This is a genomic window from Exiguobacterium sp. KJ 601, from assembly GCF_027161185.1.
Taxonomy (GTDB): domain Bacteria; phylum Bacillota; class Bacilli; order Exiguobacteriales; family Exiguobacteriaceae; genus Exiguobacterium; species Exiguobacterium profundum.
In genome coordinates this window covers 368,793-394,090 of the sequence record NZ_JADHZG010000001.1, presented here as the reverse complement: position 1 = coordinate 394,090, position 25,298 = coordinate 368,793, and the positions used below count along the sequence as shown (strand labels likewise).

The window sequence follows — 25,298 nt, the reverse complement described above, 5'->3', positions numbered from 1 at the left end:
CATCTGCCTGGTTCTGAGTTTTGCTTATAGCTTGAATTGCGCCACGCGATTCGAGAGTACGGTCGCCCGTTTTTCTGTTTCGCCCATCTTCGCCTGAACGTCGTTGAAACGCTCGACCGAAAGTTGGACTTTCTCTGAGATGGACTGCGTACCGTCCGCGCCCTCTGTCACGGTCGTCGCCACTTCCTGGATGACCCCAAGAATGTTGTCCGTCATATGGCGAAGTTGAAGCGCATTACCTTCGAACGTCTTCGCCGTCTCACCGAACACCGTCGCATCCTGTTCATATTGCGTTGCGGCATCTTCGAGACGGTCGTAGTCGGCCATGACTTTCGTGTTGAGGAACGTCAACATGTCTGCCGAGCTCGTGTTGAGTCGTTCGACCGAATCGATCACCGTGTTCGACACGTCGCGAATCTCGTTGACCGTCTGACGTGAGTTTTCCGCCAATTTGCGAATCTCGGATGCGACGACCGCGAAGCCGCGACCCGCTTCCCCTGCCCGTGCCGCTTCAATCGATGCGTTCAAGGCGAGCAAGTTCGTCTGGTCAGCAATCGCGAGAATGGCCGTCGTCAAGACGCGAATCTCTTCAACCGACTGGGCTCCTTTGATGGCTTCCGCGAGTTCGACTTGTTTCTTCTCGATAATCGCCACGGCTTCTGTTTTCGAGACGACAGCTTGTTCCCGCATCTCGTGTGCTCGTGTCTCGACACGATTTGCTGTTTCGGCACTCTCATTGGATAAGTCGACGATTGAATCGATTGAACTTCCCATCTCGGTCGTCGAAGCGCTCATTTCTTGTGAAGAGGCTGCCGTTTCTTCCATCCCGGCCGTCAATTCTTCGACCGTACCCGACGTCTCTTCCATATAGTGACTGAGTCGTGTCACTTCAGCGGATACGTCTTTTGAAGACGAGAGGACGACTTTCGCCGTCTCATCGACATCGATCATAATCTCACGAAGTGTGGCGAGGAACGTGTTGAACGAACGACTGACTTGTGCGATCTCGTCGTTCGACGTGACGGGAATCGTCATCGTCAAGTCGCCACCTTGTGTCGCGAGTTCATCAAAGCGCGTCTGGAGCGTTTGCATCGGTCGAATAATCGAGCGTAACAGGCTGAGTCCGAGGAATAAGAGAATCACCACGGCCCCGACCGTCACGGCGATCAATGCCATAAGAGACTTCATGAATTCACTTTCCATGTTTTGTCCGACACGTTGCGACCCTTCTGAGTTGTAGGCGACCAGATCTGCTAGTTTTTGTGTGAAGTTGTCATATGTAGATTTGGACTGCGCATCATAGTATGAGCGGGCCATCCCTGTGTTACCCGTTGAGCTGAACGTCAACATGTTGTCCGAGACGCGTTGATACATCTCCCATTGACGCGAGAAATTCGTAAAGAGTTCCTTGTCTTCTGCGTTCACGGCTCGTCCTTCATACTTCGGTGCAATCGTGTTGATCTCGTCACGAATCTCTTTCATTCGTGTCATCAGTTCTTCTTTTTGTGCCGCATCCTCCGTCACGATGTGATCGAGCTCAAGTGTTCGATAGTTTGCGGCGAGTGTGTTGAGTTCGTGAGCGTAATCGAGCCCTTTATTCCAATTGTTGACGATATCGTCCGCTTGACGGTTCGCGTCACTCATTGAAAACAGTGCGTAACCACCGACGCCAATGACCATGACGAGCGATATGATGACGAGCCCCCATAATTTTTGACGAATCGTTAAATTCTTCCCGATGTTCGCCCCGAAAGATCTCGTGCGTTCACGCTTCTCTCCGCGCTTCCACTTGAGTGTCGGTTTCCACGTCCATGTCGGTTTTCGTTTGATCCGGCTCAATGCCTTAGACCATGTTGATTTCCATGCCATCTATGTATTCCCCTCTCAATCATGCAGTGTTTCCTATACTATCGACAATTTTCAGAAAATAATGAAGAGAATTGACCAAACTTAAAAAAGGTGACTCAAACTGCAAGAGTCACCTTTCAATCAATTACTTCTCACTCAATACGGTCTGCGTACCTTCAATCATCTTGATTTCGGTCCACTCCATCACGTTCTTTGCGAGCGGATCGTTGGCGACCATGAAGTCAGCAAGCGCTTCTACTTTTTGGGCTTCGACCGGTTGTTTCACGTTATTCAAGCGGAAGCGTACGACCTTGTGGAATGCATCTAAAAATGAGATTTCAAGTTTTGTGTCAGTCATGGGTTATTCTCCTCCTTAAGATGTGGGTTAGACTAAATCGTATTCACGGACGATGCCGAGGTCTGCTCCCTCTTGAATGACGAGATCAATCAAGAGACGACCGAACGCATCAATCGTATCTGCCGTCAGGTCGGCACGAATCGGACCGAACCGTTGTGCTTTTTTCGTCGGTTTCGCTGTTTGTACGTCATGATGCGTCGTCAAAACGAACGTTGCTTTCTTCTCTGTTAAGACAGCCATGGGGGATGGCTCCTTTCAATAGGGGATTAGGTTTCTGATGCGGTCGAGGTATCCATTCGTTCGAGCAGCTGGATCATACGATCGAGCTTCGTCTCAATCCGATGAAGCAAATAGAGCGAGACAACGATAGGGAACCCCAAATTTGAGATGAGTTCGGGCCAACTCATGTGACCACCTGCTCATCGTGCCGAGGATTGGCAGCGGGACGAGTGAGGTTTTTCATAAGTCCTCCCTGTTAATACACTAGAAATTCTTGGGCCACGACGTAGTTGGCGGATTCCACATCAATCAGTGCCTTGATCAAGTCAGCAAACTGTTTCATCCGCGCCTCATCCATCCGACTTCCAAGCGGTCCATAGCGGACGAGTTGCTTTTTCTCTTTGCCGTCGAGTTGTCGTCGAGTGTCCAAATAAAGCATCGTCGCCGTTTCTCGATATGCTACCATTTGTCTCACCTCCTTCGTCCTTATTAACCGCTTACAAGGTCAAAGTGCTCATTCTATTTTTCTATAACAATAAGTGACGATAGTCCTAAACTATCTGAATATTTATTCATTTTTCAATTTCTGTCTACTTTCTTGAGTTTTCATATTAAGTAGGGTATCTTAATCTTCGGCAGACAGCATTCAAAAATACGTCAAAAGTACCATGATTTATTCCCCACATTTGAAAAAACTGTAAGTTAAATTCTTGTAAATGGGGTACGATACGTAGGAGGGCATTTTTTTGAATTTCACTAGTCAGTCTTGAAGAAGGAGACATACACGATGAACAGCCTAGACCTCGCAAGCTTTGCCTCAATTCCTTCCGCTCAACACGACTTCGACCAAGCCGACCTGACGTTTTCAGCGACCGAATGGGATACATACCGACCGGAACAGGGAAAACTAATTTCGTATAAAGAGCAGCATCTAATGGTCTATCCGCTCAAAGAATTGAGTCGCGCCTTTAGCGTGGCCGGCATCCCACGCAGCCAACAGCAATTGATCAAATGGGAAACAGATGGCGTCTTGCCACCGACCCCATTTACGTTCGGCCGGAAGCGATTCTATACGGAAAATCAGATTCGTACCATTGTCGACATCGCACTGGAATGCGGATTGCGTCCACGAACACATGTGAAGAAAACAAACTTCTCTGAATTGGCGCATCATGAACTAACGTACATACTCAAACTTGAACTTCATGCCTAGGAAACTCCTCTCGTCTGAGTAGGCAAAAAAAAATCATTCGTCATGATGTTCGTGACGAATGATTTTTTTTACAACTTCTCAATGACTGGACGAGGAAGCTCTTCCCGTTTCACTTCGTCATACGAGGTCACGGTATCTTCATCTTTGACATAAAGACGTAAGAACGCCCCCTCCCGAAGTTCTTTCCCAGCGGTAAAGGTGACTTCTTTCTGGTCACCTTCCTCCGTGAACGCGGATTGTGTATAAATGTAACGCTTCATCACGTCGCCGTTCTCGAGCGTCGTCTCTTCTACATCCGTCGCTCCTCCGATTTCAACGAAAAGGTTATCCTTCCCAATCCGATTCCAATCCACCTGCGTTAATCCAACGACCAATACAATCGCAACAATTGCAATTCCAATCCATTTTTTCATATTTTTCTCTCCTTATCGAATCGCCGTCATGAAGCGGCGAACTGTGATGCCATAATAGACCGCATAAATGGTCGTATAGACGCCCATCCACACGAGAACCGGTATCGTGAAATTCATGCTTAACAAGTTTGAAAACGCGATGAGCGCCACGGTCGCATGCAGAATCCCGAGCGCGAACGGAGCGAGAAATACGACGATGATCTGTTGGCGTACCGTCCGGCGCACGTCCCGATCGGATATCCCGATTTTCTGTAATATCGCATACTTCGCCCGGTCATCCTCTGCCTCCGTCATCGTCTTGAAGTAAATGACGCTACCTGTTGCAACGAGAAAGACGAGCCCAAGGAATGTCCCGACAAAGAGGAGCGCCCCGTTCATTGCCATCGTCTCGGCGTACACGTCCGGTGCACTCGAGAACGATTCAAGCCCGAGTCCCGCTAGACGCTCAGACTGTTCGCGTTGATCTTTGAACGACTCCGTGAGGACAACGTGATACGTCTCGCTCGGCTCCGTCATCGTTTTGAACATGTCGTCGGCGACGACGAGGAACGACCCACCGAACGTCATCACGTTGAGCGGTGATTCTTCAAGACGCGTCGACACGTCAACCGTCTGTCCTGACAGTTTGACCGATTCAAAATTCTCCGAGTAACGTTCGTCATAGAACGGGTCGACCCATACGACCTCATCCTGTCTGAACGGTGCCGGCTCTGCCACGCCGAGACCTTGCAGAAGATGGCGGTATGTCGATTCATCGATGACCCCGAGCTCACGCTCTCCGTATTGCGCTTCCGTCCGAATCGTCTTTTGTTCGACACTTGATTCGAACGTCGCTCCGTTCACCTCGACCGCATCCCCTTTCCAGGCATACGTATATGGTGTATAAGAGGCGACATTCTCTTCCGCGTAGTAGTAGACGCTAAAGATGGCACCTCCTGCCGTGATTGCTGTCGCGCTGATGATACTGATCAACGTGAGCGTCTTCGCGTTCCCGCGAATGCGATAGAGGAGCTGTGACGTCGTCAACAAATTGAGTCGTTTCCACGACCAGCGTTCGTTCCCTTTCAACCATGTCAATGCGAAAATCAAGACACTGTGAAAGAGAAGCGCAGACCCGATGACACTCAATCCGATAATGAGAAGCGGCATCGCAAGTCCGAGCATTCGCCATAGCGATGACGTCATCAGATCCTGAAGCGCGAGCCAGTACGCCGCTCCAATTGTGAGCACACCTGTGAGTGCGACCCATCCTTTCGCCGTCGGAACACCTTCCCCACTCTTATCCGCATGAAACAGGTCAATCAACTTGAAGCGATAGATGACGCGGTACCCTTGGAGTGATGTGAAAAGGAAAATAGCAAGAAAGACAAGGAACGTCTCGATGAATGCCGACGCAGAGAAAGCGAATCCGATGTTCAAGTCACTGTCCATCAATCGCATCAACAGTTGCAAAAGCGCATTCGATCCGAACAGGCCGAGCACGATTCCAACGACCAAGGACACCGCTCCAATGACGATATTCTCAAACAAGAGCAAGAGTCCAATCTGTTTCTTTCGGACCCCGAGTAATGAGTAGAGCCCGACCTCTCGCTTACGTCCTCTCAAAAAGAAGGCGTTCGAGTAGGCGATAAACAAAGCAACGAACAACATGAGGATGAACGTCGACGTGCTCATCAACCCGCTAATCTTTTGCGATGTTTCCGCAAGCGCACTGATTTCATGACTGTGCTTGAGTGTCGCGAACGTGAAGTAGATGACGATGGAAAAGATGGTCGTCCCGACATAGAGTGCGTATCGCGACAGATTCCGTACGACGTTTTTCTTAGCGAGCTCAAATAGCGTCATCGACCGCACCGCCTTTCGCGAGCTCCTCGAGGATTGATTGGTAGAATGCGTCTCGTGAGGCGTTGCCGCGAATGAGCTCTTTCTTCAACTGTCCGTCTTGAATATAGAGGACTCGGCGGCAAAAACTTGCGGCGAAGGCGTCATGCGTCACCATCATGATGGTCGTCTCCGCTTCATTCAACCGAGCGAGGGTATCTAAGAGATCGGTCGCCGACTTCGAATCGAGCGCACCGGTCGGCTCATCGGCAAAGATGAGTTTCGGGTCCGAGATGAGCGCCCGACAAACAGCCGTCCGTTGTTTCTGTCCGCCTGAGATTTGATACGGGTACTGCTCGAGGATCCCTTCGAGTCCGAATCGTTTCGCTAACCGTTCGACCTTTGCGCGTGTCTCATGAACCGGCGTCTTCGAGACGGCGAGCGGGAGCAACATGTTTTCCCGGACCGTCAATGAATCGAGCAAGTTATAGTCCTGAAAGATGAATCCAAGATGGTCACGTCGGAAATCGGCAAGAGCCTCCTCATTCATCACCGCAATGTCATCGCCTTCGACCAAAATCTCACCCGACGTCGGTGTATCGATTGTCGCGAGGACGTTGAGCAACGTCGATTTCCCGGCCCCGGACGGCCCCATGATTCCAACGAACTCCCCATGTTCAATGGTGAAGGAAACGTCATCGAGCGCTCGGAACGTCGCGTCCCCTTTCCCGTATGTCTTTTGAATCGCTTTTACTTGTAATAATGTTTCCATGTTCAGCACCTCTTTCTGTCCCTTACATTACGCCCCCTGTCTTAACTCCAACTCACGCGTACCTTACAAAATCCTTACGTGATATGCTTAGAAAGAGGTGATGACGATGGAACAGCCACGGATTCTCATCGTGGATGATGAACAAGATTTATGTATATTGATTCAACGCGCGCTTGAAAAAGAAGGATTTCATGAGATTCAAACCGCTCACACATTGAAAGACGGATTTGATGTCTTCGAGACGTTCCGCCCTCACTTGGCGATCTTAGACGTCATGTTACCTGACGGAGAAGGCTATCAGCTCTGCCAACAGATGCGAGCGCAGTCCAACATCCCGATCCTCTTTCTTTCTGCCAAATCGGAAGAGGTCGATAAACTACTCGGTCTCGCCATCGGTGGAGATGACTACATCACGAAGCCGTTCAGTCCAAAAGAAGTGGCATTCCGTGTAAAGGCTCAGCTCCGACGGGTTTCAATGATGGAAGCACCAATGCCCGAGACGACGACCGTCGGCCCCTTTCAAATGAATGAAGACGAGACGGAAGTGTATGTGAACGGGGAACGATTGGAGTTGACGGCTAAAGAAGTCGGTCTTCTCGCCTGCTTTTTACGCAACCCGAACCGGATTCTCAGCAAGGAGACGCTCTTCACGCAAGTGTGGGGTGAGTCATTCTTCGGATCCGACAACACGGTCATGGTCCACATCCGACGTCTCCGTGAAAAAGTCGAACCGAATCCATCTGATCCGACATATATCAAGACGGTCAAGGGACTTGGCTATCAGTTGACGGTATAAGGAGCGATCATGATGAAATGGAAACTGACCGGTCGCTATTTGTTGTCGATTCTCCTTATTGTCGCGCTCGTCGTCTTCTTGAACATTACAATCTTATTCGGCCTCCTTATCAATGACCGAACGGGACTTGATGATGTCGAGAGCAACGCCGGGGAGACCTTCACCCGAAACTTCAGCACCTATGTATCGCTTGAGGACGGTGAACCCGTTGTGTCAGAAGCCGGGCGGGAAGCTCTTCGCCAAACGGGTGCATTCGTCCGCTTTTTAGATGAGACGGGACGTGTCGTCAGCGAGGTCGACGCCCCGAGTGGATTACCAGACGCCTATTCTCCGATTGAATTGATTCAAATGTATAAATATATGGATGATGACCTCCGACTCTACTTCATTGGGGAGTATGAATCGTACAGCTATCTCATCGGTGTGCCGGAGGCAAATGAGCGTCGGGTGCTCTTTATGTTAGACGAACAGGCAGTCCTTTCGTATATCACGAAGGCGTTCTTCTGGATTCTAGTTGTCGATTTACTTGTCGCCGCCTTGATCGGTTTATTGTTCAGTTCACGATTGACGCGCCCTGTATATCGCTTGACCGAACGGATTCAACAGCTGAAGCAACGTGATTTTTCGACTACCGAACCGAAGCAGTCAGGGATTTACCGTCCTGTTTTCTATGACTTGAATGCCGTCTCACAGACACTTAAAACGTATGAACGTCAGCGCGAAGAACTCGAAGAACGTCGAAAAGAGTGGATGAGCAACGTATCGCACGACCTGAAGACCCCGCTCGCCTCCATCCAAGGCTACGCCGAACTACTTGATGATGATTCGTTAGATGACACCGAGCACAGACAATACGTACATGTGATTGAACGACAGGCTAAGTATATGAAGGAACTGCTCGACGATTTCAATTTGACGATGCGTCTGCAACACGGCGATTTCCCACTTACGCTCGAAGAGACAAACCTCGAGTCGTTCGTTCGTGAGCTCGTCATCGACGTATTGAACGATTCTCGCTTTGGGGAGCGTCACATCGAGTTTGAGGCGACTCAATCAGCGACCGTCTCGCTCGATCGTCACTTTATGAAGCGAGCCTTGCTCAACTTCTTGTATAATGCTCTTCTCCATAATGACGATTCGGTGCACGTGACGGTCCACATCGAGGGTGACGTCGTGACGATTGTAGATGATGGAAATGGGATTGCAGAATCCGAATTGCCTTATATCTTTGAACGCTATTACCGAGGCACGAATACAGACGACGCACGCGGGAGTGGTCTCGGCATGGCTATCTCACGGGACATCATCGAAGCCCACGGCGGGAAAATAGAAGTAGACAGTACACCGGGACACGGCACCACAATTCGAATCACATTCATGACATAGCAAAAGGGACGCTCAGGCGTCCCTTTTCTGTGTCGTATAGTCAACAATCCATTCTTCAAGTTCTTCAAGCGGTAACGGTCTAGAGAAATAATATCCTTGCATCTCGTCACAGCCGAGTTCGCGTAACGCGTTCCATTGTTCAAGCGTCTCGACACCTTCGCACACCGTCTTCAAATTCAAGCCACGTGCCAAATCGACAATCGATTCGACGATGACGTTGCCGGTCGGGTCATTCTCAGTCACTTGAATGAACTGGCGATCGATTTTGATCTCATGAATCGGATAGTGCTTCAAGTAGACGAACGCCGAGAACCCTGTCCCGAAGTCGTCAATCGAGATGGAAAAACCTTCTTCTCGGAATGCAACAAAACGATCGATGACGTGTTTCTGGTTCTCCATCCCCACACTTTCCGTGATTTCTAAGGTCAAATAACTCGTACTGACCCCTTCTTCCCGTGCGATTTGGGCAAACTTTTCGACGACCCCTTCGGATAAGAAGTGACGCGCCGATAAATTGAGGGCGAGTTCATACTGGTCTCCCCGCTCATGCCAACGTTTGAGGTGGCGACAAGCGGTCACGAACGCCCATTCCTCTAAGTCGATGATGACACCCGTTGATTCCGCAAGCGGAATGAAGTCGAGCGGCGGCACGAGACCTCGCTCTGGGTGATTCCAGCGCATCAACCCTTCAAACCCTTTCAGTTTACCTGAGGAAGCATTCACTTTCGGTTGGAAATACAGTTCAAACTGACCTGATATCACACCAGTACGTAAATTCATCTCTAACAAGAGTCTCTCAGATGCTTCTTGCGCCATGGCCTCTTCAAAAAACTTGATGACCCCACGTTTCTCATCTGATTGACCTGCAACGACACGTGTTGTATGAATCATATCCAAAGTTGATCGACTTTCATGTTCAATGGAGATGAATGCGCTCGTCGTCAGTACAACGTCTAATTCATTGACTCGATATGGCGCACGCGTCACTTGCTCGCATAAATGTTCTGCAAACGAACGTATTTTCCTCCGTTCCCCGTAAGGTACCCAAATGACAAATCCCGATTGCGAGGTACGTGCCATCCTAGATTCGTCGATTACTGCTCGTAGTCGTTTCGCCATTTCTTTCACGATCAAATTCGATGTTTCGGTTCCAATCGCATCCTCAATAGACCGAAAATCGTCTGCTCGAATATATAAAACAGCTCCTAAAAACCCTCTCGCTTGTTGACGTAATTGATCGACTTCCTCGACAAATGCATATTTGTTCATCAAACCTGTCAGTTCGTCCGTGTAGGCTAACTGATGAATCCGTTCATCCACAAGCTGCCGGTCAAGCCGGAAGTACAGGATGGCAATAAAATCCGCAAGTGTACTCACAATCAATTCTTCAAGATAGTTCCACTCCCGAGGCAGAAACGTCTCGCAACAAATCACACCTGTGGCACGATTGTTTGCATAAATCGGAGCGTCTAGCATGGAGTACACACGCTTTCCTTCTACAAAGTACTCTTTGTACAAGTCCTTCACCCATGGATGACTGCGAACATCCTCAAACGAAAGGATTCGCTCTGTTTGAAGCGCATCAAAATAGTCAGGCGCGAGTTCACGATGGACCGTCAACTTCGGATGATGTGTCCCTGATTCGTGAGAATAAGCGACTTGACATGAAATAGATCGATGCGATGTATCAAAATGCCAGATCGAGACTGTATCGACTGCCAACATATCGGCGACAATCTCACACATATACAGAATTGCCTCCTGCACCGTTTCTTCCGTTACAATCGGCATCCGTACGAGCGCGAACAGTTTCTCTTGATGCTTACGATATACTCGGTTTGAAAAGTTGTTCTCGATCATCAGTCTGCTACCTCACCCATTTAAGTTTGACCTAATGATAGCATGAATCATCCGATACAGCGTTTTCCAAAATTCAACAGAGAGTCAATGCTTGCTTCGTTTTTAAATAAACAAAATTTGAAATTATTCCCATTTATAAATTATTGACCTCCTTTTTAAGAAAGTGGTGTGAATTGACCCTTTGTCCCATTGATTGTCCTTTTCCTCTCACCGTACAATGAACTTGTATTGTTTCATTTGTTGAATTGTTTCGTTCTCACTCTTTGAAAGGATGTGACGCTATGAATCCAAAGTCTGGTCTCACCTATTCATTCGCGGCACTTGCAGCGGTCAGCGTGCTTGCCCACGCAGACGAAGCAGCAGCGGCGAGCACACATACGGTGCGTTCGGGTGATACGTTATGGTCGATCAGTCGGTCCTATGATGTGTCCGTTGCGACGATTAAATCGTTGAACGGTCTCTCTTCCGATAGCATTCGCATCGGTCAAAAACTAAAGCTCACAGGCAGTCCCTCTGCTGCGACAGGTGGTTCCTCGTTAACCACGGCGAGTACGAACCGCGTCACGACGACACACGCATTGAACATGCGCGTCGCGGGCGGAACATGGCATCGCGTCCTCTTGACGATTCCAAAAGGTACGACGCTCACGTCGATTCAATCAAACGGTTCATGGACAAAAGTCAGTTACGGTGGACAGACCGGATGGGTGCATAACGACTATTTGCAAAAGGCATCTATGTCTAGCAGTACCGACAAACCAACAACGGTCACACCGAGCTCGACTACAGCTCAAACGAAAGCCAACTTGAATCTGCGTTCGTCGAAGTCTACGAAGACGACCGTATTGCTCACGATTCCAAAAGGCAAAACCGTGACCGTCTTATCTGTCGAAGGGTCATGGTCGAAAGTGAAGTATGGGTCGAAAACAGGATATGTCGCCAATACATATTTAACAACATCAGGAGCGGCGACACCGACAACACCGAGTACAGGACAATCGATCAATCAACAATTCACTACGACGGCAAACTTGAACGTTCGACAAGGTGCAGGCGTCGGTTATCCGCTCGTCACGACTATCCCGAACGGAACCGTCGTCAAAGCGACGAGACAGTCGGGCAGTTGGTACTATGTCACGTATAATGGGAAGTCCGGATACGTGAGCGCCGGTTACTTGAAGCAGACCTCCACGACACCGAGCAACCCGGCTCCGAACGAAGGCGATGCCGGTGCTGGTAATGCGGCTGTCGATTATATCGTCAACACACCGTCCTTGAACGTACGTTCGAGCGCATCGACGAGCGCGACCATCATCGGGAGTGTCAAAGCAGGACAGACGTTGCGCGTCGTCCAGTCGTCAAAAGGCTGGCTTCAAATCTATTACGGGAATACGGTAGGATTTGTCGCCTCGGCTTATGTGAAAACCGTTCCGAAAGGTTCGGCAGTCGGCCCGTCTTGGGTTGAAGGTTCTTATGATTCGAATTCATATTATACGTACTATCCGACATCGATTCGGTCACAGGCGAACGAGTCGAGTAGCACGGTCGGCTCGACACTTCGGGGAGAACTCTTGAACGTGATCGGAGAGACATCGACCCACTATCGTCTCGCATCAGGATTCGTCGCAAAATCAGCCGTCACTGAAATCAAAGGACAAAGTGCCCAAGCTACTAGGCTTTCGACCATCGATGTGGCAAAACGTTTCGTCGGCACACCGTACGTATGGGCATCATCAAGCCCGGCAAATGGTGGATTCGATTGCTCAGGACTCATCTATTATGTATTCAATCAATCCGGCGTCAGCATCCCACGGACAAACGTGGCTAATTATTGGGGTGGTGCTTATTTCGGACCTCAATTGCCCAAGTCATTCGTCCCGCAGGCCGGTGACCTCGTCTTCTTCGAAAACACATATACCGCCGGGCCATCGCACATGGGTATCATGATCAATTCCGATACGTTCATCCATGCCGGTTCATCCGGATTAGGATACAACCAAATCAGTAAAGAACCGTATTGGCAGTCACGCTTAATCGGTTATAAACGACCGTGACTTTGGTCACGCTAAAAAACCCGACAAAAGTCGGGTTTTTCTTTCGTTTTGCAGGATTTTTATCGCCTGACCCGAATTCGGAAGTATGATGAAGGAAAAAAGGAGGTGCCGGATGGGCCAACCCCGTTTTGCAAAAATTCCATACCGTACCTACACGATGGCGCTCGCGATTGCTTGTCTCATCGGTGTCCTGTTGTTTGGACTTGGCACGAGTTTTTATTGGCATGAAAAACAAGAAGCCATCGACCAGACGATTACGAATTTGAATCAAGCGGCAGACCTAGCTGGTGTCGAAGCATACGTGTCTCTGTTCGAGGCGGCGACCCGGTATGAGGAGCAGTCGAATCAGACGACATCCTTCCTCTCCACACCGTACAAAGAACGGGCACTCCAATACAATGAGCGTTTATTGAACGACTTTGGGGACGGTGTGAACGAACGGGAACGGGAGACACTCCAGACGTTTTCAAATGAGTTGAATCAAATTCTTGAGGCAGAACAGTTCGAGGCGGTCCCAACGGATGTCATCAGTTCCATCAATCGACGATGGCTATATCAAGCACTCGAGCAAACGAATCAATCGAATGCGGCATACGAACTGACTGATGCCATCATGCGAATGCAATCGATTCTTATGCGGAATCGTGAAGCCCTCTTCCGTAACCCGATTGATGCGGATCAACTCACAAACACCGTGGACATGATTGTCGGCGAAGCAAAACTTGTTCAAACCATCATTGAATCGAATGAGACACTGCAGTCGAAAGCGGTCATCGACGTGGCGGAAAGCGGGCAGTCCTTTGCGAATATGGCGAATCGCGAGGCGTCTCTAGAAGCTCGTTACGTCAATTCAACGAATGTCTACGAGGACGCCTATGGTGCCCTTCGTTCCATCCGTTCGAGTTCTGAGACGATGCTTCAAGAAGAAAGTAAGCATTATCAAGTCTTAGCCACCACTTCATTCGTGGTGACGTTGCTCTTATCTCTCGGACTCTTATTCCTGCTCTACTATACACGCAATCGTTACAATCACGATTTGGCGCATCTCAAGGCACGCGCACTCGCCATCGACCCTAGCCTAGAACCTGTCGAAGCGATGTTTCCGAAAACACATGATTTCCGAGGGATCGAGGACGAGTTACGCGAGATTGCCACGAGTGTCCATTCGACTGTTCATGAACTTGAAAATCGTTCGCAAGATCTCGTGCGCTATCACGAACGTTGGTCGTCCCTCTTCTCTGAAACGGGACTCGCCATCGCACTGATGGATGACTCGTATAATTTAATTGAGCGCAACGAAATGTTCCGACAGTTTTTCGGTGATCGGAACTTATATGAGATTAATCAATTGTTCACCGAGACGGGTCGCCGTTTGTTTGAGCAAGCGCTCGAAGGTGTGACTGAACATGGGACGAGTGCCCAGTTCATCATTCATCTGAAAGGGGAACACCTCCGTTATCTGAATGTGAAACTGACGCCGCTCAAGCGTGAGGAAAAGTTGACGTATTACCTCATCGTCGAAGATGAGACAGACCGGGTCGAACGGGAACGGAAGGTCGACCGTCTCGTCCGTTTCGACTTGGCGACCAATCTCTATAACGAATACGGTTTTATTCGCAAGTGGGAAAAGCAAGAGATTGACGGTGCATTTGTCCTTATCCGGATTCATGACTATCATCATCTCGTCGATTGGTACGACCCTGCGTATGCCGATTTGCTCATGATTGAGTTTGCGCGCGCCGTCGAGTCCCGTCTTTCGAAATATGCCCAACATCTCTTCGGTCGATACCGAGACGACACGTTTATGCTGTATGTCAAAGGCTTCTCGTACGAGGATGAGCACGAGCTGTTGGAGCTCTTCCCGACAGAAGTGACACTCAACCATAAACGTCAAAATGTGCATATTCAAATCGGGGCAACTGAGACGGAATCGACTTACAACGATTGTCTGTTCAAGGCGATGAAGGCGTTACAGCACGCCAAAGAGACACGTACCCCTTCGGTTTGGTATGACTCGGAAATTTTAGCCCAGATGCAACTCGCCGCATTGATTGAACAAGCGCTTCCGGACGCCATCCGAAAAGGAGAATTGACGGTCGCGTATCAACCGCAAGTCGAATTGAAAACCGGTCGCGTCGTCGGCGCGGAAGTGCTCGCTCGTTGGACACATCCTGACATCGGAATCATCCCACCGAACGAGTTCATTCGCATCGCGGAACGTTCCGATCAAATCTTATGGCTCTCACATAATATTCTCGATCAGACGATTTCCCAGCTCGTCGCATGGCAAGGGACTTCATTTGAAGACATCTCCTTGTCGTTCAACTTGTCGGCCCATTCGGTCGACCCTTCCATCGTGGCGAAGCTTCGGGATTCGATTGAGGTATACCCGTGGCTACCTGACCGATTGAAGATTGAATTGACGGAGTCCTCGGATATCATGTCGTATGCGAGTGAACTCGAACGATTAGAAGACATCTCCGACCTCGGCTATTGCCTATCAATCGACGACTTCGGGACCGGATACGCCTCATTCGAAGCGATTTGGCACCTACCGATTCAAGAAGTGAAAATTGATCGGATGTATGTGAGTGGAAAGGCGAAAGAAAGTACTTCCTTCTTACGTGCCGTCTCTCGCTTTGCGAACGAGCAACAGCTGACCGCTCTCGCCGAAGGGATTGAGACCGAAAGCGACCTGTCACGCATGCTTCGTGAAGGGGTCGAACTCGGACAGGGCTTCTACTTCTCACCCGCCCTGGATGCGGCTTCATTCGAATCATGGGTCAACAAAAAGGGACACTCGCGTTGAGTGTCCCTTTTTTCAGCGTGAACGAATGTCCTCATATAACTGCCTCGTTTCTTTAAACGAAGACTGATTGAGATAGATTGTTTTTTCTGACCAATCGAGTCGGATCACCGGTTCGACATCGCGGTCGATAAAGAGGAGTACATCCTCCCCTGTTTCCGTCCGAAAATGTCCGGTCAGACGCGTTCCCGTATCTGCTCCGTTCGTTCGACGCGCGATATCCGGCAATGTCGTCCATGTCACGTCTGCCACTTCATCAAACGGGACCTCACGACCATAACTGCCTTCAATCACAATCGCTTCATCCGTCACGGTCACCTCAGTCGGTTGACTGAACCAAAACATAAGCGCCGGCACACCGACGAGTAAGACGACAGAGACAATGATGATCGGAATGAGACGTTTTTTCCCATCTGGTCTCAAGCGCCCCGCTCCATCGTAGATGTTACCGTCATAGCGTTGCATCCGCCAGAGCATCCCGACAATGAATACCATCAGGGCGAGAAAGAACGGTTCGAGCGGAACGTTCCAACCAGACAGTTCGATGAGCGCAATGATGAGAAAAAGCGCACTAATCCCGTAACACATCCAGGCAATCAGTCGCGCCACTTTTTTGATGTCGACCCGCTCCTGTTTCTCTTTCGACATTGTATTGTATCCAGAGATCAAGTGATACCAAGCGAGCCTGTCAACCGCGAAGCCTAACGCGATGACGATTCCTGCTGCTAGAATGAGAATCCACATATGCCTCGCCTCCTCTCCTTTCTATACGTCATGACTGCTACAAAAGATTCACGTCTCGCAAAAACAGGACCGCCTATATGAGCGGTCCTGAACAGTTTTAGTTTGAAGTCGGTGTGTTCGACGGACGTTGCATCCGTCCGATTCCTTCGTATGACACATCGCCCGGATTGCGTGCGAACTTCCATGCGTTTCGTGCATCGATCAATCGACGCTGGCGCATGCCGTTGAAAGCACCCGGTGCCAAGTTCACAATCTCATCCCATTCTGTGACGAGAATGGCATAATCGGCTCCCTTCAGCGCCTCTTCAACCGTCGTCGCTTGTGGATAGTCCCACGTCGCAATCGGATCATACCCGATGACGTCCACGTTACGGGCCACCATGTGGTGAGCGAGTAGAATTGATGGGGCATCTCGCATATCGTCCGTTCCTGGTTTGAATGCCAAACCAAGAATAGCTATGCGCATATTCGGTTCAACGTTCAATTTTGAGAGCACGTACTCGATTTGCGTCTCATTCACTTTCGTCGCCGCCCGGATGACACGTAGGTCGATCTCGTTTTCACTCGCGACGTGTAGAAGTGCGTTCATGTCTTTCGGGAAGCACGAACCTCCGTACCCGATGCCCGCGTTCAAGAACGAACGCCCAATTCGCGGATCGAGTCCCATCCCGTCCGCAATCGTCGAAATGTCAGCGCCAGCTTGATCGGCTAGACGCGACAAGTCGTTCATGAAGCTAATTTTCGTGGCCAAAAAGGCGTTCGAGGCGTATTTGATGAGTTCTGCATTGATCGGTGTTGTACAGATGAGCGGAACGCCAAGGCGTCCGTAGATTCCTGCCAACTCTTCTGCGACTTCGAAGTTTACACACCCGATGACGACACGGTGTGGTTTCATGACGTCTGCGAGCGCGCGTCCTTCTTGTAAAAATTCAGGTACAATCGCAAACGTATGAGAGGGATACATGATGTTCAGTAAATCGGTCGTGCCGGGTGGGACCGAGCTACGAATAACGATTTTATGCTTCGTGTTCAGTTCCGACAAGACTGCTTCGATATAAGATAAGTCACAGCTTCCATCAGACTTGCTCGGTGTCCCGACCGCAAGAATCAAATAGTCGACCTGCTCCGTATCCGCGATTCGGCTTGTCAGGGTGATCTGGTCGGCGTGCTCTTGCAACACCTCTGCCATGCCTGGTTCATGGAATGGCGGGTGTCCACTCATGAGAAGACGTAGCTTCTCTTCGTCCGCTTCAACCCCGATGACGTGATGACCGGCTTTTGCCAAACCACAAAGTGTAGCCAATCCAACGTATCCTAAACCAATAATTCCAAATTTCACATCAGTTCCTCCTTCAATCATCTTTTATAAGCGTACCGAAACACGCCGAAGAAGTGAAGCTTCTAACACTCTCTCGATGTTCTTTGCTATAATGAGTCAAAATGATGGGTGAAAGGACAAACCGCATGGGCTTAATCGCTTTCTTCTTAGTGACATTGTTCGTTTATTTTTGGTTTCCGGTCCGGGGGGGACTGAAAACCTTTTTGCTAGTCTTGATCATGGTGAGCGGATGGCTCTCCATTTTTGAACTCGTCTCGATTCTCGAAGCCCATCCATGGGTCATCGCGCCAATCCTGATCATCGTTGGATCGGTGATTTGGAAAGTACAACGCGACCGGAAACGAGAGCTCAAGAAAAGTGTTTGACCTCGGTCAGGCGCTTTTTCTTTTTGTCGTATTCGATAAAGCTTATCAGTTTCCTGCATTCATCAAAAAATCCTCGTACGATGGACGAGGATCAGCTTCGGTTTGTATTTAACTTTCTTAATTCTAAAATACGAGAGAGATGCGTTTCATAATATACTCTCCATGACGAGCACATCATCGATTCGGTCGAGCTCGCTGAAGCCGTGTCGCATGTAGAAGGCAATCGCCCGTTCGTTCGTTGCCTCGACGTGCAAGTGAATCTTCCGTTTGTTCGCCTTAACCGCTTCTTCGCATAACGCTTCCAGTAAGGCGTGTCCACTACCGGACGGCGCTTCCGGCAACACGCAAATATGGCTTATGAAGACGATGTCCGTATCCATGTATGCTGCGATTAGCCCGACGAGACGCTCGTCGTTCCAAATTTCATACGACGTTGCCCGTTCGTAGAGCTTCAAAGCGTATGGCTCTAGCGCTACCCGCTCCGACAGCTTGGTCGGGAACAGATGATCACACGCCTCAAGATGCGCCACATAGTCAGAAACCGTCCCTTGGTCGCGAGTCATCATACATTCTCCAAGACAGCGACGCCAAATCCATGTCTCCCAAACTCGTTCCCGTTATAAAGGAGGTAGTGCCGACCGTCCCACTCGAAGACGTGCGGGTAACATTCCATGTCCGCATCCCATCCGTCGGAACTTCGCTCGAATCCGAGTGCCGAATCATCACGCGTCCAGTCCAACAGATTTTCCGAATAGGCGTAACCTAATCGATATCCGCGTAACGGGTCGGTCCGAAAGCCAAAGGTGTCTCGATAACAAAAAATCATATGATAGCGTCCGTGCGCTTCGAACACGGTCGGAAGCGCCTGACTCTCGTCCGCAATCGTATCCGAAACGATTCTTCCGTGACGCTTGAACGTCTGTCCATCTTCTGACGTGGCGAGCGCAATCTTATAGGTACGTTCCTGGACGCCATCCGGACCCTCTTTCCATGTCGTCCCGTAAATGTAATACATATAGCATTGTTCCCGTGTGACGACAAATGGGTCGCCGACGAGAAACGGTTCCTCGATGCTTGCCGATAATACCGGTCCGTCGCCGAGCCGTTCGAACGTCTCCCCCTCATCCCGACTGACAGAGAGGCCAATCCCCGTTTCGACCGACACCGAGTCACGACGGCTCCAGCCACTCGTATAGCCATAAAGCCCATCACGCGTCCGCGTGACGTGAAATGGGAAGATCCCGTGTTCGTCGAACGTCCCCCGTTTTCCAAGGGGGATGATCTCATCTGTGGACACGTCGATGATGTTGAAATCACGTGTCATGTCCACATATCGGACGTGGCTCTTGAACATGTCACCGTCCGGTTCACGGGTCGAGAAATAGATGCGCACAAAATCTCCGAAGACGAGCGCCTGAGGGGACTGGGCGAACGAGGAGTACTCCCCGAAAAATCCGTACGGCGCCGGGTCGAAGATGTGTCCGAGTTTCTTCCACTTCATCTCGCTCCCTCCTTGCGCTCCGCGATGCCGAATCCTTCTCGTCCGACTTCATTGCCCAAGTAAAGTAAATATCGTTTTCCGTTCAACGTGAACGTATGGGGATAGGCAACCATCTCGTCATCGAATCCTGATTCTGTCCGCGAGAACTTCATCACGTCATCGTCACGCGTCCAATGGAGGAAATCCGGAGAAGAGGCATATCCGATTCGATACGTCCGCTCGGGATTTTTCCGATAATCGGTCGCGTCGCGGTAACAGAAAAACATATGATAGCGTCCATCCTCATAAAAGACGTCTGGACTAGCCTGCGCTTCATTTGGAAGTATGCTTTCGATTAAATCTCGTCCTGCCTTCACCCACGTGACCCCGTCCTTCGACGTGGCCAACCGGATCTTATACACCGGTTCCGGACGTTCGCCATCCATGACCCACTCTCGTCCGGCGATATAGAACAACACCCACGTGTCATGGAAACGTCGAATCTTCGGTCCGCTCAAGATGAAGGGTTCGTCTAGCGTATACGATAGGATTGGTCCTGGACCGACACGCTCGAACGTACGTCCGCCGTCCCGACTGATGGCTTTTCCGATATTCACATTAAACGGAACGGACACCGTACGCGTCCAGCCCCCGTAATAGGCATGCACCTCATCCCCGACCTCAATCGCCGAAAACGGATAGACACCAAACTCGTCGAACGTCCCACGTGCACCGAGCTCCAATATGGGTCGTTCACTCACCCGAAGAATCGAGAAATCCTCTTTTGCGACATCCACATACCCGCTGTGACTGACGTAGCGTCCATCGATCGGTTTCGGTCGACAGCTGAAATAAATCCGCAAATAGGTATCGCGTTCCAACACACAAGGTCCTTGTGCGAACGCATCCATCCAGTCGAGTGATGCGTCTCGCTGAGGGCTGAAGAATAGACGTCGATTGGTCCATTCAAATGATGTGTTCAACGTGTTCATCCCCTTTCCTCTAATCGTTGCGTCCTCTATCTCGCCCGATTAGACGAGCGTATAGGCGTGGAGCAATTCACGCACTTTCGTCTTCGAATTGAACATCAAGACATCGATGATGGACAAGTTGGGTGTGAACGAATGACCAAATTGAGCATATTCCACCGCATCCATCTGGATAAAATCAAGCGGCACCCCGGATTCCGCGAAACGCTGTTTGTCATAAAGTTCCCGCCCGCCAATCGCATTGATGTAATGCGAGGTACGCAAATGATGACAAATCTCGAGCACCAGTTGTTCACACTTCAGCGACTTGTCGTAATCGAGCGAGGAGGCGACCAATAACTCCGTATCCATCTCGAGATAATCACGCACTTCCGTCAATAACGTTTCTAGATAAGTGGCGACATTGTGTTCTTCATTTTTAATGATTCGTTCCACCATCGGCATGACGTCGGCATAACTTGGTGCGCGTTGATACGCATGGTGCAATAAGCGCAGTTGATAGCTCTCATGAACTGGATCGAGAATCCGCTCATGCTCACGGATCGTACGATGTTGTGTCATATGATCGATTTTCAGATGGATCGGTTTGATGTGTCCCTCGACCAAAATGCGGTTTCGATGAATCCATCCTCGTTTCGCAAATTGCACATGGTCCAAGATGACGAACTGGTCCACCGCGTTCATCAATTGAATATAACCGAGGTATGGGAAGTAGTAAGGTTGCATGATCCCTAATTTCATTTGAGCCGCCTCCCTTAGCCGAGCTGGAACGAGCGCATGCGAATCAACCACTCCATCAAGTGCGGATGTCGTACCATCAAGTAGGGACGTAGCCGCTCTCTCCCGACGAAACGCTCCACATATCGGTCATACCGGGGGGACTTCAGCGCTTTAAAATCTCGTCTGAGCCGATGCAAGCCGACCTCGAACGATAAGCGAGAAATTTCGATTTCTTGATGAAATCTGCCATTCGTATAGGAATCGAACGCATCCATCATTCGGATGAACGCCTCGATCCGCTCGATGTCGCGCTCCCTGTTTCGTTGACGCCACTTCGTGGTGACCGACCCGGACACACCGAATCGATATACGCTCATCACCTCAGGCATGTAGTAGGCGTAACCTTGGCTTGCGACGTGAAGTTTGAGCGCGCCGTCGAAGGCAGGCGTATCGCCGATCCAATCTAACAGATGGTCTGTCAGTCCATTTCGGTACAGCATGGACATCGTTGGAATGAAGCCGAGTAGCTGTAACTCCCCGGCATGATAGGTCCGCGGCTCCGTCGAGGCATACTTTCTGTTTTCAGGCATCCATGGGATGACGTGCCATCCGGTATGGAGTGTATCGTCCGTTTCGACATACGCATCATGAAAACAGAGTGTACAGTCCGGGTGGGCTTCCATATAGTCGACTTGTTTCTGCAATTTATGTGGGTCGGTCCAATAGTCATCCCCGTCACAAAGCGCGATGTACTTGCCACGCGCCCTCTCTTCGTTCAACAGATTCACCAACACACCTTGAGAATATTGGTTTTCCGTTTGATAGATGACCCGAATGAGGTTTGGGTGCTGTTCTTCATATTCGCGCACGATGTCTGCCGTCCGATCCGTTGAGGCATCCTCATGAATGAGGATTTCAAATTCAAAATCTGTTTCCTGCATCAAAAATCCTTCAATCGTTTTGGCGATGTACGGTTCGTGGTTATACGTGATGCAGTCGATGCTGACCATCACCATGTCGATTCCCTCCTTTCCCGAGATGATAGAACGGCTCCGATTTAGGAAGAGTACTTGTCTTGATAATAGGTTTTATACGCTCCCGAAACGATGCGCTCGACCCATTCCGGATGTGATCGGTACCATTCAATCGTCTCTTCGATTCCATGTTCAAAACTGTAGCGTGGCACCCACCCGAGTTCGTCTTTCATTTTCGTCGCGTCAATGGCATAACGACGGTCGTGACCAGGGCGATCCGTCACGAATTGGATGCGGTCATCGGATAAGTCAAACGCTCGTAAAATCGTTCGGACGAGCTCGAGGTTCGTCTTCTCGTTATGTCCGCCGATGTTATAGACTTCTCCGACTCGCCCCTTTTGTCGAACGAGATCGATGGCTTCACAGTGGTCCTGCACATGTAACCAATCCCGGATATGTCCTCCGTCCCCATATACTGGGAGTAGTTGATCGGTCATACAATGGTGCACCATGAGCGGAATCAGTTTCTCGGGGAATTGATACGGACCATAATTGTTGCTGCAACGGGTGATCTTAATCGGTAAGCCGTACGTCTTATGATAGGAACGAACGAGCAAATCAGACCCGGCCTTCGAGGCAGAATAAGGACTGTTCGGGGCGAGGGGGGTCTCTTCTGTAAAGAACCCTGACTCCCCTAGCGACCCATACACCTCATCCGTCGAGACATGGACGAAACAGACATTGTCTCGATAGTCTCGACTGTATTTGTCATCCGGGTACCGTTTCCAATGCCGCATGGCCACATCGAGCAACACTTGTGTACCCAAGATATTCGTCGAGAGGAACAACTCCGGCTCAAGAATACTTCGGTCGACATGCGATTCCGCCGCAAAATGAACGACTTCGTCAATCTCAAAGAGAGAGAACAGTTCATCAATCGCTGGACGGTCACGGATGTCTACTTTCCGAAACACGTAGAGCGGGTCGTGCTCGAACGCTTGGACGTTCTCTAAATTGCCGGCATAGGTCAAAGCGTCGACGTTAAGGATTCGTGACGTTGGATGTTTCTCCCGAAAGTGTTTTATGAAATTTGAACCGATGAACCCGGCTCCGCCAGTCACTAGGATCGTATGCATTGGTCTGTTCTCCTTCCTCTAGAAGCGATATCAAATACTGTCCGTAATCGGTCATCTTGAGCGTCTGACCGATGTCGGCCAATTGCTCTCGCGTGATGAACCCACGACGCCACGCAATCTCCTCCAGACATGCGATATAATAGCCTTGCCGTTCCTGTACCGTCTGTACGAAGATGGAGGCTTTGATCATCCCCTCTGGCGTACCGGTATCGAGCCATGCCATCCCGCGACCGAACAAGACGACGTTCAACTCGCCTCGTTCTAAATACATTTGATTGATTGACGTGATCTCAAGCTCACCGCGCGGGGACGGCTTCACTTGTTTCGCGAACTCGACGACCTGATTGTCATAAAAGTAGAGCCCCGGTACCGCATAATTGGATTTCGGGACCACCGGTTTCTCTTCGATGGACAAGACGCGTCGATCCGCATCGAACTCGACGACACCGAATGCCCGTGGATCCTTGACCGGATACCCGAACACCGTCGCGCCTGACTGCCGCTCTTTCGCATCCTGTAAAAAGCGCGTCAAGTTCGGACCATAGAAGACGTTATCCCCTAAGATGAGGCAAACCGAGTCGCCCCCGATGAACGATTCTCCTAAGATGAAAGCATCCGCGAGACCGACCGGACGCTCTTGTACTTGGTACGTAATCGAGATTCCGAGTTGATGCCCGTCACCGAACAGTCGCTCATACCCGGAGATGTCTTTAGGGGTCGAGATCAATAAAATCTCCTTGATGCCGGCGAGCATCAACACAGACATCGGATAATAGATGAGGGGCTTGTCGTAGATCGGTAATAGCTGTTTCGAGACTGCTTTCGTCATCGGGTAGAGACGCGTCCCGTTCCCACCCGCTAGAATGATCCCTTTCATCGTTCATTCCCTCCTTCAAGGATTACGTCACAAATGCGGTCAACCATCTCCATTGTCATGTCCGGATACAGAGGTAACGTGATCACCCGATCCGAGACGTATGTGGCGTTCGGTACGGATGCGTCGAATGCGTAGCAGGAAAAATCGGTCACGAGCGGATAGAAGTACTTCCGGGCGAGAATCCCATGCTGCGCTAAGTATGCCATCATGTCATCGCGTGCCTCTCTCCCTGGCGTGACGAGAACCGGATAGTACGCATAGTTGGACTCGGTTCGTTCATTCCGGAGGTTCAAGCGAAGAAACGAAGCGTCCCTTAAACGGGTGTCGTATCGCTCGACCAGACGTTTCCGCTTTTCAATGTCGGTATCAATCCGTGGGAGGTTGCACCGTCCCATCGCCGCCTGAAACTCATTCATCTTGGCGTTGCCCCCAACCGATTCGACGGATTCTGGTCCGGTGATCCCAAAGTTGACGGCTTGATGAATCGCCTCGATGTAACGGGTATCCCGGAACGTGAGCACCCCACCTTCAATCGTATGAAACACTTTCGTCGCATGAAAGCTGAACATCGTCATATCGCCGAACGTCGAGACATCGCGCCCGTCGTGCCGGACACCGAACGCGTGCGCCGCATCGTAGAGGACGTGGAGCCCATGGTGTTTCGCGACTTGTTCAATCGCCTCCACGTCACATACGTTCCCATACACATGAACGGGGAGGATGGCCGTCGTCCGTTCCGTGATCAGCGCCTCGATTTTGTCGACGTCAATCGTATAGTCGACGGGGTTGATGTCACAGAAGACAGGGGTGATTTGTTTTCGGATGAGCGCATGCGTCGTCGAGGCGAACGTGAACGGCGTCGTGATGACCTCACCCGTCAATCCGAGCACGTCAATCGCCGTTTCGAGGGCCAGATGACCGTTCGTCAATAAAGAGACGTGCGGGACGTGGAGACGCTGCTCTAACTCTTCTTCTAATGCCCGCACATGCTCGCCACGGTTGCTCAAGTGACGCGATTCCCAAAGGGGACGAATCATCTCGACATACGTATCAAAATCCGGCATACTCGGTCGCGTGACGGGAATGACGGCATCTGCTTCTACATTTGAACCATTCATGGTGAGATCA

25 protein-coding genes are annotated in these 25,298 nt (G+C 50.2%); 6 read left to right on the top strand and 19 right to left on the bottom strand.

Translation table 11 applies throughout. The features are described 5' to 3' along the window. Positions 1-24: 24 nt before the first annotated feature. The 5 genes from IRJ25_RS02105 to IRJ25_RS02085 form a co-directional block, all read right to left on the bottom strand. Positions 25-1,869 carry a methyl-accepting chemotaxis protein gene (locus IRJ25_RS02105; protein WP_269317670.1) on the bottom strand — a complete coding sequence of 615 codons (1,845 nt, stop codon included), beginning with the start codon at positions 1,867-1,869 and terminating at the stop codon, positions 25-27. Positions 1,870-1,993: 124 nt separating this feature from the next. Next, complete coding sequence (locus tag IRJ25_RS02100; RefSeq protein ID WP_074035953.1) at positions 1,994-2,206, bottom strand: DUF2922 family protein; 213 nt, start codon at positions 2,204-2,206, stop codon at positions 1,994-1,996. A 27-nt stretch (positions 2,207-2,233) separates the two neighbouring features. Further along, on the bottom strand, positions 2,234-2,446 hold the full coding sequence (locus IRJ25_RS02095; RefSeq protein WP_159562870.1) for a hypothetical protein: 213 nt from the start codon (positions 2,444-2,446) through the stop codon (positions 2,234-2,236). Between the two features lie 26 nt (positions 2,447-2,472). Next, entirely contained in the window at positions 2,473-2,613 is a 141-nt protein-coding gene (locus IRJ25_RS02090; RefSeq protein ID WP_074035951.1) for a YvrJ family protein, read from the bottom strand. Between the two features lie 68 nt (positions 2,614-2,681). Next, entirely contained in the window at positions 2,682-2,891 is a 210-nt protein-coding gene (locus tag IRJ25_RS02085) for a hypothetical protein (protein ID WP_264092879.1), read from the bottom strand. Positions 2,892-3,212: 321 nt separating this feature from the next. Here IRJ25_RS02085 and IRJ25_RS02080 point away from each other — a divergent pair, with 321 nt between their 5' ends. Continuing rightward, positions 3,213-3,638, top strand: coding sequence for a MerR family transcriptional regulator (locus tag IRJ25_RS02080; protein WP_074035947.1), 426 nt, complete (start codon positions 3,213-3,215; stop codon positions 3,636-3,638). A 68-nt stretch (positions 3,639-3,706) separates the two neighbouring features. On the opposite strand, the gene IRJ25_RS02075 is transcribed toward IRJ25_RS02080, so the two are convergent. The 3 genes from IRJ25_RS02075 to IRJ25_RS02065 are packed head-to-tail and all read right to left on the bottom strand — an operon-like array spanning position 3,707 to position 6,644. After that, positions 3,707-4,051 carry a YxeA family protein gene (locus tag IRJ25_RS02075; RefSeq protein WP_074035945.1) on the bottom strand — a complete coding sequence of 115 codons (345 nt, stop codon included), beginning with the start codon at positions 4,049-4,051 and terminating at the stop codon, positions 3,707-3,709. A gap of 12 nt (positions 4,052-4,063) precedes the next feature. Beyond that, positions 4,064-5,896 (bottom strand): ABC transporter permease, encoded by a 1,833-nt coding sequence (locus IRJ25_RS02070; RefSeq protein ID WP_269317669.1) that lies wholly within the window; start codon positions 5,894-5,896, stop codon positions 4,064-4,066. After that, the gene (locus IRJ25_RS02065; RefSeq protein WP_269317668.1) at positions 5,883-6,644 is read right to left on the bottom strand and encodes an ABC transporter ATP-binding protein; all 762 of its coding nucleotides are present in this window, start codon (positions 6,642-6,644) and stop codon (positions 5,883-5,885) included. The genes IRJ25_RS02070 and IRJ25_RS02065 overlap by 14 nt, the downstream gene beginning before the upstream one ends. A 106-nt stretch (positions 6,645-6,750) precedes the next feature. On the opposite strand from IRJ25_RS02065, the gene IRJ25_RS02060 reads away from it, so the two are divergent. Continuing rightward, the gene (locus IRJ25_RS02060; protein ID WP_269317667.1) at positions 6,751-7,440 is read left to right on the top strand and encodes a response regulator transcription factor; all 690 of its coding nucleotides are present in this window, start codon (positions 6,751-6,753) and stop codon (positions 7,438-7,440) included. Between the two features lie 12 nt (positions 7,441-7,452). Then, positions 7,453-8,826, top strand: coding sequence for a sensor histidine kinase (locus tag IRJ25_RS02055; RefSeq protein WP_331283387.1), 1,374 nt, complete (start codon positions 7,453-7,455; stop codon positions 8,824-8,826). Between the two features lie 12 nt (positions 8,827-8,838). Here IRJ25_RS02055 and IRJ25_RS02050 read toward each other — a convergent pair whose 3' ends face one another. Continuing rightward, on the bottom strand, positions 8,839-10,686 hold the full coding sequence (locus IRJ25_RS02050; protein WP_214815685.1) for a sensor domain-containing phosphodiesterase: 1,848 nt from the start codon (positions 10,684-10,686) through the stop codon (positions 8,839-8,841). A gap of 281 nt (positions 10,687-10,967) precedes the next feature. On the opposite strand from IRJ25_RS02050, the gene IRJ25_RS02045 reads away from it, so the two are divergent. Next, positions 10,968-12,740: a C40 family peptidase gene (locus tag IRJ25_RS02045; protein WP_269317665.1), complete on the top strand. Its 1,773-nt coding sequence runs from the start codon at positions 10,968-10,970 to the stop codon at positions 12,738-12,740. A gap of 112 nt (positions 12,741-12,852) precedes the next feature. Then, on the top strand, positions 12,853-15,549 hold the full coding sequence (locus IRJ25_RS02040) for an EAL domain-containing protein (protein WP_269317664.1): 2,697 nt from the start codon (positions 12,853-12,855) through the stop codon (positions 15,547-15,549). A 12-nt stretch (positions 15,550-15,561) separates the two neighbouring features. Here the strand turns inward: IRJ25_RS02040 and IRJ25_RS02035 are convergent, their stop codons facing one another. Both IRJ25_RS02035 and IRJ25_RS02030 read right to left on the bottom strand, forming a co-directional pair. Further along, entirely contained in the window at positions 15,562-16,290 is a 729-nt protein-coding gene (locus IRJ25_RS02035) for a DUF3784 domain-containing protein (protein WP_269317663.1), read from the bottom strand. A gap of 97 nt (positions 16,291-16,387) precedes the next feature. After that, positions 16,388-17,629: a UDP-glucose dehydrogenase family protein gene (locus tag IRJ25_RS02030; RefSeq protein ID WP_269317662.1), complete on the bottom strand. Its 1,242-nt coding sequence runs from the start codon at positions 17,627-17,629 to the stop codon at positions 16,388-16,390. A 104-nt stretch (positions 17,630-17,733) separates the two neighbouring features. On the opposite strand from IRJ25_RS02030, the gene IRJ25_RS02025 reads away from it, so the two are divergent. Further along, entirely contained in the window at positions 17,734-17,994 is a 261-nt protein-coding gene (locus IRJ25_RS02025) for a hypothetical protein (protein WP_269317661.1), read from the top strand. Positions 17,995-18,140: 146 nt separating this feature from the next. Here the strand turns inward: IRJ25_RS02025 and IRJ25_RS02020 are convergent, their stop codons facing one another. The 8 genes from IRJ25_RS02020 to IRJ25_RS01985 are packed head-to-tail and all read right to left on the bottom strand — an operon-like array spanning position 18,141 to position 25,288. After that, positions 18,141-18,557, bottom strand: a complete 417-nt coding sequence (locus IRJ25_RS02020; RefSeq protein WP_269317660.1) for a GNAT family N-acetyltransferase — start codon at positions 18,555-18,557, stop codon at positions 18,141-18,143. Next, on the bottom strand, positions 18,557-19,495 hold the full coding sequence (locus IRJ25_RS02015; protein WP_269317658.1) for a hypothetical protein: 939 nt from the start codon (positions 19,493-19,495) through the stop codon (positions 18,557-18,559). Before IRJ25_RS02015 ends, IRJ25_RS02020 begins: the two co-directional genes overlap by 1 nt. Continuing rightward, positions 19,492-20,466, bottom strand: a complete 975-nt coding sequence (locus IRJ25_RS02010; RefSeq protein ID WP_269317657.1) for a glycosylase — start codon at positions 20,464-20,466, stop codon at positions 19,492-19,494. The genes IRJ25_RS02015 and IRJ25_RS02010 overlap by 4 nt, the downstream gene beginning before the upstream one ends. A gap of 39 nt (positions 20,467-20,505) precedes the next feature. Next, the gene (locus IRJ25_RS02005) at positions 20,506-21,204 is read right to left on the bottom strand and encodes a WbqC family protein (RefSeq protein WP_269317656.1); all 699 of its coding nucleotides are present in this window, start codon (positions 21,202-21,204) and stop codon (positions 20,506-20,508) included. A gap of 14 nt (positions 21,205-21,218) precedes the next feature. After that, complete coding sequence (locus IRJ25_RS02000; RefSeq protein WP_269317655.1) at positions 21,219-22,199, bottom strand: glycosyltransferase; 981 nt, start codon at positions 22,197-22,199, stop codon at positions 21,219-21,221. Between the two features lie 41 nt (positions 22,200-22,240). Further along, positions 22,241-23,293 carry a dTDP-glucose 4,6-dehydratase gene (gene rfbB, locus IRJ25_RS01995; RefSeq protein WP_269317654.1) on the bottom strand — a complete coding sequence of 351 codons (1,053 nt, stop codon included), beginning with the start codon at positions 23,291-23,293 and terminating at the stop codon, positions 22,241-22,243. Next, the gene (gene rfbA, locus IRJ25_RS01990) at positions 23,199-24,170 is read right to left on the bottom strand and encodes a glucose-1-phosphate thymidylyltransferase RfbA (RefSeq protein WP_269317653.1); all 972 of its coding nucleotides are present in this window, start codon (positions 24,168-24,170) and stop codon (positions 23,199-23,201) included. Before rfbA ends, rfbB begins: the two co-directional genes overlap by 95 nt. Beyond that, positions 24,167-25,288, bottom strand: coding sequence for a DegT/DnrJ/EryC1/StrS family aminotransferase (locus IRJ25_RS01985; protein ID WP_214690499.1), 1,122 nt, complete (start codon positions 25,286-25,288; stop codon positions 24,167-24,169). The genes rfbA and IRJ25_RS01985 overlap by 4 nt, the downstream gene beginning before the upstream one ends. Positions 25,289-25,298 lie beyond the last annotated feature (10 nt).

Coding starts and splice junctions, on each gene's coding strand:
- IRJ25_RS02095 (WP_159562870.1), bottom strand. CDS start 2,446: ATGGCTGTCTTAACAGAGAAGAAAGCAACGTTCGTTTTGACGACGCAT.
- IRJ25_RS02060 (WP_269317667.1), top strand. CDS start 6,751: ATGGAACAGCCACGGATTCTCATCGTGGATGATGAACAAGATTTATGT.
- IRJ25_RS01985 (WP_214690499.1), bottom strand. CDS start 25,288: ATGAATGGTTCAAATGTAGAAGCAGATGCCGTCATTCCCGTCACGCGA.
- IRJ25_RS02000 (WP_269317655.1), bottom strand. CDS start 22,199: ATGGTGATGGTCAGCATCGACTGCATCACGTATAACCACGAACCGTAC.
- IRJ25_RS02040 (WP_269317664.1), top strand. CDS start 12,853: ATGGGCCAACCCCGTTTTGCAAAAATTCCATACCGTACCTACACGATG.
- rfbB (WP_269317654.1), bottom strand. CDS start 23,293: ATGCATACGATCCTAGTGACTGGCGGAGCCGGGTTCATCGGTTCAAAT.
- rfbA (WP_269317653.1), bottom strand. CDS start 24,170: ATGAAAGGGATCATTCTAGCGGGTGGGAACGGGACGCGTCTCTACCCG.
- IRJ25_RS02045 (WP_269317665.1), top strand. CDS start 10,968: ATGAATCCAAAGTCTGGTCTCACCTATTCATTCGCGGCACTTGCAGCG.
- IRJ25_RS02085 (WP_264092879.1), bottom strand. CDS start 2,891: ATGGTAGCATATCGAGAAACGGCGACGATGCTTTATTTGGACACTCGA.
- IRJ25_RS02065 (WP_269317668.1), bottom strand. CDS start 6,644: ATGGAAACATTATTACAAGTAAAAGCGATTCAAAAGACATACGGGAAA.
- IRJ25_RS02050 (WP_214815685.1), bottom strand. CDS start 10,686: ATGATCGAGAACAACTTTTCAAACCGAGTATATCGTAAGCATCAAGAG.
- IRJ25_RS02005 (WP_269317656.1), bottom strand. CDS start 21,204: ATGAAATTAGGGATCATGCAACCTTACTACTTCCCATACCTCGGTTAT.
- IRJ25_RS02010 (WP_269317657.1), bottom strand. CDS start 20,466: ATGAACACGTTGAACACATCATTTGAATGGACCAATCGACGTCTATTC.
- IRJ25_RS02055 (WP_331283387.1), top strand. CDS start 7,453: ATGAAATGGAAACTGACCGGTCGCTATTTGTTGTCGATTCTCCTTATT.
- IRJ25_RS02105 (WP_269317670.1), bottom strand. CDS start 1,869: ATGGCATGGAAATCAACATGGTCTAAGGCATTGAGCCGGATCAAACGA.
- IRJ25_RS02100 (WP_074035953.1), bottom strand. CDS start 2,206: ATGACTGACACAAAACTTGAAATCTCATTTTTAGATGCATTCCACAAG.
- IRJ25_RS02025 (WP_269317661.1), top strand. CDS start 17,734: ATGGGTGAAAGGACAAACCGCATGGGCTTAATCGCTTTCTTCTTAGTG.
- IRJ25_RS02015 (WP_269317658.1), bottom strand. CDS start 19,495: ATGAAGTGGAAGAAACTCGGACACATCTTCGACCCGGCGCCGTACGGA.
- IRJ25_RS02075 (WP_074035945.1), bottom strand. CDS start 4,051: ATGAAAAAATGGATTGGAATTGCAATTGTTGCGATTGTATTGGTCGTT.
- IRJ25_RS02035 (WP_269317663.1), bottom strand. CDS start 16,290: ATGTGGATTCTCATTCTAGCAGCAGGAATCGTCATCGCGTTAGGCTTC.
- IRJ25_RS02020 (WP_269317660.1), bottom strand. CDS start 18,557: ATGACTCGCGACCAAGGGACGGTTTCTGACTATGTGGCGCATCTTGAG.
- IRJ25_RS02090 (WP_074035951.1), bottom strand. CDS start 2,613: ATGAGTTGGCCCGAACTCATCTCAAATTTGGGGTTCCCTATCGTTGTC.
- IRJ25_RS02080 (WP_074035947.1), top strand. CDS start 3,213: ATGAACAGCCTAGACCTCGCAAGCTTTGCCTCAATTCCTTCCGCTCAA.
- IRJ25_RS02070 (WP_269317669.1), bottom strand. CDS start 5,896: ATGACGCTATTTGAGCTCGCTAAGAAAAACGTCGTACGGAATCTGTCG.